Origin of the sequence: Paenibacillus wenxiniae, from assembly GCF_039822605.1 — a bacterium.
Lineage (GTDB): Bacteria > Bacillota > Bacilli > Paenibacillales > Paenibacillaceae > Saccharibacillus > Saccharibacillus wenxiniae.
The window spans coordinates 403,564-410,187 of record NZ_JBCGUH010000001.1 but is presented as its reverse complement, the minus strand read 5'-3'; the positions used below and the strand labels follow the sequence as shown (position 1 = coordinate 410,187).

7 protein-coding genes are annotated in these 6,624 nt (G+C 46.0%); 2 read left to right on the top strand and 5 right to left on the bottom strand.

Annotation, left to right across the window (positions count from 1 at the left end; genetic code table 11):
* The first annotated feature begins 263 nt into the window (after positions 1-263).
* Positions 264-761 carry a tetratricopeptide repeat protein gene (locus tag AAHF22_RS01735; RefSeq protein WP_347323243.1) on the top strand — a complete coding sequence of 166 codons (498 nt, stop codon included), beginning with the start codon at positions 264-266 and terminating at the stop codon, positions 759-761.
* Between the two features lie 86 nt (positions 762-847).
* Here AAHF22_RS01735 and AAHF22_RS01730 read toward each other — a convergent pair whose 3' ends face one another.
* Positions 848-1,150 (bottom strand): hypothetical protein, encoded by a 303-nt coding sequence (locus AAHF22_RS01730; RefSeq protein ID WP_347323242.1) that lies wholly within the window; start codon positions 1,148-1,150, stop codon positions 848-850.
* A 330-nt stretch (positions 1,151-1,480) separates the two neighbouring features.
* Between AAHF22_RS01730 and AAHF22_RS01725 the strand changes: the two genes are divergently transcribed.
* The gene (locus AAHF22_RS01725; protein WP_347323241.1) at positions 1,481-2,206 is read left to right on the top strand and encodes a class I SAM-dependent methyltransferase; all 726 of its coding nucleotides are present in this window, start codon (positions 1,481-1,483) and stop codon (positions 2,204-2,206) included.
* A gap of 454 nt (positions 2,207-2,660) precedes the next feature.
* Here AAHF22_RS01725 and phnE (AAHF22_RS01720) read toward each other — a convergent pair whose 3' ends face one another.
* The 4 genes from phnE (AAHF22_RS01720) to AAHF22_RS01705 all read right to left on the bottom strand — a co-directional run bounded on the left by phnE (AAHF22_RS01720) (position 2,661) and on the right by AAHF22_RS01705 (position 6,383).
* Positions 2,661-3,458 carry a phosphonate ABC transporter, permease protein PhnE gene (gene phnE, locus AAHF22_RS01720; protein WP_347323240.1) on the bottom strand — a complete coding sequence of 266 codons (798 nt, stop codon included), beginning with the start codon at positions 3,456-3,458 and terminating at the stop codon, positions 2,661-2,663.
* Positions 3,455-4,252 carry a phosphonate ABC transporter, permease protein PhnE gene (phnE, locus tag AAHF22_RS01715; RefSeq protein ID WP_347323239.1) on the bottom strand — a complete coding sequence of 266 codons (798 nt, stop codon included), beginning with the start codon at positions 4,250-4,252 and terminating at the stop codon, positions 3,455-3,457. Before phnE (AAHF22_RS01715) ends, phnE (AAHF22_RS01720) begins: the two co-directional genes overlap by 4 nt.
* Complete coding sequence (gene phnC, locus AAHF22_RS01710; protein ID WP_347323238.1) at positions 4,249-5,082, bottom strand: phosphonate ABC transporter ATP-binding protein; 834 nt, start codon at positions 5,080-5,082, stop codon at positions 4,249-4,251. Before phnC ends, phnE (AAHF22_RS01715) begins: the two co-directional genes overlap by 4 nt.
* 356 nt (positions 5,083-5,438) lie before the next feature.
* Positions 5,439-6,383 (bottom strand): phosphate/phosphite/phosphonate ABC transporter substrate-binding protein, encoded by a 945-nt coding sequence (locus AAHF22_RS01705; protein WP_347323237.1) that lies wholly within the window; start codon positions 6,381-6,383, stop codon positions 5,439-5,441.
* Between the last annotated feature and the right edge of the window lie 241 nt (positions 6,384-6,624).

The following is a 6,624-nucleotide window of genomic DNA, read 5'->3' as shown; positions in this document are numbered from 1 at the left end:
GCTCGTTTCAGCAAATCAAGTAAAGACAGAGTGCCGCCTGTGCTCGTTGTCCACACGATGCAGTAAAGATATAGTAAGTTGGCATCATAATGAACAGAACCTTGATGCAGATTGGCTATAAATAATAAAGGTATGGCGCTTCGTCACAGCCTATAAATAATCAGACAGTGCACCGCATGTGCATTGTCTTTTTGCCTTATGCTACACTAGAGAGGATACCTATGTTAGAACAATAACGCGTAGTATGCAAAAGGGGTAAAATAATGAACATGACACTTGAACAATCGATTCAATATGCGGCTGATCTGCGAAGCGGTGGGCAGGCAATGCAGGCAAAAGAAGCGCTGGAACAAATGCTACAGCAACATCCCTGTCAACCGGATGTGCTGTACCAGCTTGCCTGGACATGCGATCATCTGGGACTGGAGCGTGAAGCGGTGCCGTATTACGAGCAAGCGCTACAGCATGGCTTAAAAGGAGAAGATCGACCGGACGCATTGCTCGGTCTTGGCAGTACATATCGTACACTGGGTAGATACCAGGATTCCGAGCAACTTTTACAAACAGCGATTGCTGAATATCCAGAGCGTAGAGAGTTGCACGTGTTTTATGCGATGACATTGTACAATCTAGGGCGTGCTAATGAGGCGGTCGGACTATTGCTAGAGCAACTGGCAGCCACAAGCGCTGATGTGGGTATTACACAATACAGCAAAGCAATGCGTTTTTATGCCGATAAATTGGATCAAGTATGGACATGACGGTGCTGTCTAGCCAGAGATGAATACTACAGGTAAAAGGTTAGAACGGGATACAAATAAAACAAAATAGCCACAGGTCGTATAGGCTACGACTTGTGGCTATTTCCATTGGAGCTGACCAGACGAATATAATCTAGCTCTGGTTGCTGTAATGGGGCTTTTTCAAAACGCAATTCGTAATAGTGATCTAGCTTTACAAGCTGCACAATATCATCGGTTGTGCGTAAAGTCTGCTCCTTATTACCAAGCTGGATTACAATACCTTTATCGTTCACACCGATGATCTGGTACGTGCCTTCGGTAACTTGAATGCTGCTCCGATATACAAACGTTACAGCAATAACGGCGATGATCGCGATAACGATGATCTGCAAAATGAGTTTCTTCATACAGTATCACTCCGGTTCGTGCTTTAGTTGTTTCCAACATATCAAAATTAGTGTCGATGTGCATCCGTCCACAGGCTGAATACTGGCTGTATTGGAGATCTGTACGGCTCGCTATGGCTGGCTATGCGACTGACTGGACTAATCAGCATAACGGAGCTGGTTAGATTATTTTGACAAATAGAAGGTGAAGGATTATCGTCAATTCGGATCGTATCTGTGCAACCTGTATGGTTATGGAATCGTCTGGAAAGTGCTAGGTGTTGTTTAGTATTGTTTCTAGTTATCTGCTTGACCACCGTTTACTTCAGGAAAAAGAGAGGATGCGATACGATGAAACAAAATTTGTATGATAATCCTGAGTTTTTCGAATATTATACCCGTTTACGTGCATCAAAAATCACCTTTAATGATTTTGTAGAGCAGCCTGCTTTTCGTTCTCTGTTACCGAATGTACAGGGGAAAAGAGTACTTGATCTAGGTTGCGGTTCAGGTCAACTGGCTGCTTATATGCTGGAGCAAGGCGCCGCCCAGGTAGTTGGGACAGATATTTCTACCCGTATGCTCAGTCTCGCCCCGCAGCACGAGCAGCTTATCTATATTCAGTCACCGATGGAAGAACTCGATTTCCCGGGAAATTCGTTTGATCTGATTGTTAGCTCGCTCGCGCTACATTATGTGGAGCAATATGAAGACATGATGCAGAAAATCGCTTACTGGCTCAAAGATGGCGGCAAGCTTGTTTTTTCTACTGAACATCCCATTGTGACTGCTAAGCTGGATAAGGAGGGCTGGATCGAGGATCAGGAAGGAAAGCGACTCTATTATGCGGTCGATCACTATAGTCAGGAAGGCGTTCGGCGTGCCCACTGGGTAGTTGACAATGTGATTACATATCATCGTCGTATCTCGACACTGATCAACGGTGTAATTGGGAGCGGTCTTCGTATCGATGCTGTGATCGAGCCGGAGCCGACTGCGGAAGGATTGGAGCGGATGCCACAGCTGGTGAATGAGCTGCGGAAGCCTTCGTTTGTAATCATCGGAGCGAGTAAGTAGCAATGTTTATCAGATAAAATTGTAGCAAAACGAGTCAAAACAAGCTTAATCTATAAAGGGAATTATGCTCATTTGCTTATATTGTAGCTTAGATAAATAATTGGGTTGTTTGCACCGATATAGCTAGCAAGCAACTCAATTATTTTGAGGAGATGATGAGCATGAAGAAGAAATACCCATTATATACAAGCTGAGTGGAATAGCACGGAGTTAATGATACTTGAGGTGACTGTTTGGAATGATAACGAGCGGTGCTAATAATTGGCGCATTGATAAGTGAAACCTGTACAGTAAAATCCAAAGCGCTCCGTCTAAATGGAGCGCTTTGGATCATTTATTTATAAAACGAATACAAAACGATCAAAAGGCGCTACGATTCCTGCTCAGAAACGTAGCGCCTTTTCTATCCATCCCTACCTCTTAAAATTGCCAATTCACTCATCATCTTATATGTTCACACAATCTTCTTCCGAATCCAACCTGAGATCAAATCTGTCAAAATAACCAGAATAATAATCCCTAGCAAAATCACACCGACACGGTTCCAGTTACGTGAGGTGAGCGCGAACAGCAGCGGTGTACCAATACCACCTGCGCCGACCAGACCGAGTGTTGTCGCCGAACGCATATTGATTTCAAACCGATACAGTGCGTATGAGAAAAATTGTGGGATTACCTGCGGCAGCACAGCAAACCATAGCACTTGCAGCTTGCTTGCCCCAGCAGCGGTCAATGCTTCAGATGGGCCTTGATCGATACTTTCAATCGATTCTGCATATAGCTTGGCTAACATACCGACCGAATGGACACCGAGCGCGAGTACACCGGCAAATGAACCGGGACCAACGGCTTTAATAAACAGAATGGCGACAATCATTTCAGGAAAGACGCGGATCACACTGAGCACCACTTTACCTGTACCGGAGATTGCACGTAGCTTGCTTATGTTAGCAGCTGCCCAGAACGCAAACGGAATACATAGAAATCCGGATACAAATGTACCCAGAATAGAGATGGTCAACGTCTCTAACAGACCTCGCAGCAAATCTTCACCAGCAGGATCGTACACATAATCCCAATCAGGATGCATAAACCCGTCCAAAATCGATAATGATACCGACTTGGCTGTCGACTGTACCCCTTCAAAGTTCAGCCCATTAAATGCCCACAAATACACCGCGATCAATACAGCGATCCATACCCACGGACGCATACGATGCCATAACGGTCTTCTGGCAGTCATTGAATTCATAGCAATTTCCTCCGTACTACTGTACTGGCATAATCAATTACAAGTACGACAGCCAGTGTTAGTAAAATAATAATAGCTGCACGATCATAACGGAACAGGCCGAGCGAACGGTCAAGTAGCAAACCGATACCACCTGCACCAACGAGTCCGAGTACCGATGCGGCACGCACATTCACTTCAAACGCATACAGTAGATACGACATATAATACGGCATCGCCTGCGGCAAGACGGCAAATACGATGAGTTGGAGTTTGTTCGCACCGACCGCAGTCATCGCTTCCAGTGGACCCGGATCGATGGATTCAATCGCTTCAAACGTCAGCTTGGCAATCAGACCGAATGAAAAGAACAGAATCGCCAGCATGCCGGCAAACGGCCCAATACCAAATACCGCAACGAAGATGGCGGCGAATAGCAGATCCGGAATCGTTCGTACTAGATTTAATACGAGACGTACAGGCATCGCCACCCAGCGATTGGATGTTACATTGTACGCACATAACAGGGCAAACGGAATCGCCAGCAGTGCACCGAGCATCGTACCAACGAGCGCAATTTGAATCGTTTCGACCATCGGCTCCCAGATTTTTGGCAAATAGCTCCAATCCGGCGGCACCATTTCACTTAATAAAAAGCCCATTTGCGGCAAACCGCGTAGAAGTTGATACGGCGTAACTTCGGTTTGAATCGAGCAAACGATGATCAACGCTAGAAACAGCGCCCATGTCGCATAACGTTTGTAACGCGGTGGGGCTGTGATCACAGGCGGCGTATGATTGGTACTCGTACTCATGATGATTCACCGACCGCTCTGACTGCGGGTGTGCCATCCAGTGTGACGACTTCTTCCGCAGGCGACTGCGCACCGAGCACTTCGTCGCGATGAATCGAACGTCCATAAATATGCGCAAATGCTTCATCTGTAGCTTCTTCTGGTGTACCATCAAATACGATCTCGCCTGCACGTAAACCGATAATACGTGTTGCATATTCACGAGCCAGATCGATAAAATGCAGATTGATAATCGTCGTGATTTTCAAATCACGGTTAATGCGTTGCAGATCGTCCATAACCTGACGCGTAGTCAGCGGATCAAGTGAAGCTACAGGTTCATCGGCTAAAATAATTTGCGGTTCCTGAGCAAGTGCTCTCGCGATCGATACACGCTGCTGCTGTCCGCCAGACAGCTGATCGGCACGGCTGTATGCTTTATCCCGGATATTAACACGCTCCAGCGCATCCATCGCCAGCTGTGTATCTTCTGCCGGGAACATGCCGAGCATCGTGCGTAATGTGGAGTGATGGCCTACACGACCGGACAATACATTGCGCAGCACGGTGGAGCGTTTCACCAGATTGAAATTTTGAAAGATCATGCCGATGCCACGGCGAATACGTCTCAAGCCAGAACCAGAGGCATTCGTAATCGATTGTCCATGGATCATAATATTGCCTTCGCTAATATCGTGCAGTCGGTTAATCGAGCGCAACAATGTCGATTTACCTGCACCAGAAAGGCCGACAATTACGACCAGTTCACCTTCACCGATCGTTAGATTGATATTGTTCAGACCACGTGTTCCATTCGGATATACTTTGGATACATTTTGAAATTCAATCATGCTAAAGCCCAACTTTCTATATAAAATCGTACTTGCCTTTGGAGCAGGGGACGTAGAAAAATAGAAACGTATTTAAGCAAGCGAATAACAGCTTGTTTGCTTTCTTAACGAAAATACCAGCCAGCTCATGATCGCTACATTTCTACAAATTCGTTTTAAGCGGTTTACAAAAGCGTAGATGCTTGCAGAAGTGCAAACTATTGCAGAAGTACAGCCCATTGTAGGAGCGAAGACAGCCAGCAGGTAAAAGCGAACATAAGCAGCACCGCCCGCAAAAGAAGGACGGTGCTGCCTTGGTCATGGATCATGTCATATCACGTCTATCGTTGCTCATGCTATGGCTGAGCAGGTTGGAATTATTGTGCCTGACCGACTTCTTTCGCGTATTCACGTACAGGATCGAAGTTTTTGTCATCGCCTTTTTCGTAGCCAACATGGGTGTAGATGTCTTCGATAATCTTTTGTCCTTCTGGATCATTACCGATATCGATAAATGCCTGACTGATTTTGTCTCTCCATGTTTGATCCATATCCGAACGGACGCTGATCGTATCGTTGGGGATTGGAGCTGTGAAGTGAATGACACGAGTTTGATCAAATACAGTAGGCACGTCTTTTTTCACCGTGTTGCGTGCATCCTGGAATACCGCTACCGCATCCACCTGACCGTTCAGCAATGCCATAACCGCAGCGTCATGACCTTTGATCGTGACGCCTTGCACGTCGGTATCTGGATCGATGCCCGCTTTTTTCAGCTCCGCAGCCGGGAATACATAACCAGCGGAAGACGTTACATCCTGCCAGCCGATCTTTTTACCTTTCAGATCTGTCAGCGATTGGATAGGCGAATCTTTTTTGACGATAATCATCGATTTGTAATAGTTCACTTTCTCTGTTGTTGGTTGGCCGGTTTTGTCGTTCACACCATAGCGCAGTGCTTGCAGCAGCAGATCAGCCGCTTTACGATTATCGTGAGCAAGTACATACGCATTTGGCGGCAGGAAGCCTACATCGACCTGACGGGAAGCCATCGCTTCAACGATCGTGTTATAGTCTGGAGATACCGATACGCTTACCGGAATGCCCAGCTTGTCGCCCAGCAATTTTTCCAGTGGTTTCGCTTTGGCTTCCAGTGTTTCTGCATTTTGCGAGGGTACGAATTGAACTTTCAGTTCAGTTGGCACATACGCTGTGCTGGCTGCGGTGCCAGAGCTTGCCGATGTGGACGGATTACCGCCACAAGCAGTCAGACCGACTGCAAAAGCTAAAGTCATACCTAGTGCTAGTACTTTTTTAAACAACGTAATTTCCCCCTAAGATGTTATAAAATATAAGCTTATGTAACGCCTATGAACAGATTCAGCGACCAGACAATATGCTGTCCTTTTGCACACAGAATAGTGTAAGTACACAATGGCGCAAGTAAGACTGGTGATAAAATACAGTAGAGCTGGAAACTGGCAAGGTTCACAAATCGTATTCTACCAGCGTTCGAAAAAGGAAGGGTCAAAACAAAAGATGACTTCTGTAACAAAAATGTAA

Bases quoted from the DNA above. Each gene is read 5' to 3' on its own strand.
- phnE (WP_347323239.1), bottom strand. From the start codon at position 4,252: ATGAGTACGAGTACCAATCATACGCCGCCTGTGATCACAGCCCCACCG.
- phnE (WP_347323240.1), bottom strand. From the start codon at position 3,458: ATGAATTCAATGACTGCCAGAAGACCGTTATGGCATCGTATGCGTCCG.
- AAHF22_RS01735 (WP_347323243.1), top strand. From the start codon at position 264: ATGAACATGACACTTGAACAATCGATTCAATATGCGGCTGATCTGCGA.
- phnC (WP_347323238.1), bottom strand. From the start codon at position 5,082: ATGATTGAATTTCAAAATGTATCCAAAGTATATCCGAATGGAACACGT.
- AAHF22_RS01730 (WP_347323242.1), bottom strand. From the start codon at position 1,150: ATGAAGAAACTCATTTTGCAGATCATCGTTATCGCGATCATCGCCGTT.
- AAHF22_RS01725 (WP_347323241.1), top strand. From the start codon at position 1,481: ATGAAACAAAATTTGTATGATAATCCTGAGTTTTTCGAATATTATACC.